At 43.7% G+C, this 973-nt stretch carries 2 protein-coding genes; one reads left to right on the top strand and one right to left on the bottom strand.

Translation table 11 applies throughout. The annotated features are described in order from the left end of the window. Nucleotides 1–397 (bottom strand): hypothetical protein (locus tag AK963_RS36290; protein WP_238593901.1); only part of this gene is annotated, 397 nt, incomplete at its 3' end. On the opposite strand from AK963_RS36290, the gene AK963_RS29605 reads away from it, so the two are divergent. Next, the gene (locus AK963_RS29605) at nt 396–629 is read left to right on the top strand and encodes a hypothetical protein (RefSeq protein WP_066018792.1); all 234 of its coding nucleotides are present in this window, start codon (nt 396–398) and stop codon (nt 627–629) included. The genes AK963_RS36290 and AK963_RS29605 overlap by 2 nt on opposite strands. Nucleotides 630–973 lie beyond the last annotated feature (344 nt).

The following is a 973-nucleotide window of genomic DNA, read 5'->3' as shown; positions in this document are numbered from 1 at the left end:
GAAAATCAACATCATTAAAACCTTCGGGTAGCTGTGGTCGACGAGACATCTGTTCTAGATAATGCATGGTAATGATGCCTAAGCATAGTTGGCGGCAGCTTAAGGATTTAGAAAATGCGATTGGTATTAGGTGCCTGCTGGATATCGGACAGTCACAGTAAACAGCATAGGACGCAGAATGAAGGCCTTCACAACAAAACGATATGTGGTCAAACAGAAAGTACAGACGTGCAACAGAGCATGGCTGGAGGAGGTATTCAGCAGCCCCTGCAAACGAACCACCGTACAAAGCTATCACCAGCTGTGCGATGAATGGCCTGATAGTTACTTTGAATTGACGGAAACAATAGACACCGAAACCTGCCTGGCTTTCACCCCTCACAAAGGATAACAACATGGCCACCACCAACATCTGGCAACAATTCAAATCACTGATACCCGAAGGAGCCAGAACCGTCGTCACCATCACCAGCAACAACGGCGACGGAACCAGCAGCGCAACATTGAGAGATGGAACGAGTATCAGGGTTCAGGGAGAAAATGTCGAGCCGGGTGGAAAGGCATTAATTAAGCAGGGAATAATTAGTAGTCAAGTGCCTGATATACCAACATATGAGGCTGAAATTTAGAGACTAAAAACGAAAAATATCTGTTTGCTTATCAATTAGTTAAAGTATTCGGTTTCCTAAAAAAAGTGACAGTAACTATTTGATATTAATATAGATGTCACTGCCTTGAGGGGGCAGTGCCTGTATGGGCGTACGAGTTCGAGTCTCGTCTTCGGCACCAATAGAATCAAATGCTTATGGGTTTTTAGTGATAGACTTTATGTGTCGTATCCCAAAACAATAGTCCGGACAGTTTTCCGAAATAGGCAACCATGAGAGGAATCAACCAGAGTAGAGAATCCTAATAATCTATCTGTTGATACCTCCTCTCATGGAAATCATAGTTAAGTCTGCTCTGGACAGTA

Origin of the sequence: Endozoicomonas atrinae (assembly GCF_001647025.1) — a bacterium.
GTDB classification, from domain to species: Bacteria; Pseudomonadota; Gammaproteobacteria; order Pseudomonadales; family Endozoicomonadaceae; genus Endozoicomonas; species Endozoicomonas atrinae.
Note: the sequence above shows the minus strand (reverse complement) of the source record. Positions and strands in the feature narration are given on the sequence as shown.

Bases quoted from the DNA above. Each gene is read 5' to 3' on its own strand.
- AK963_RS29605 (WP_066018792.1), top strand. From the start codon at position 396: ATGGCCACCACCAACATCTGGCAACAATTCAAATCACTGATACCCGAA.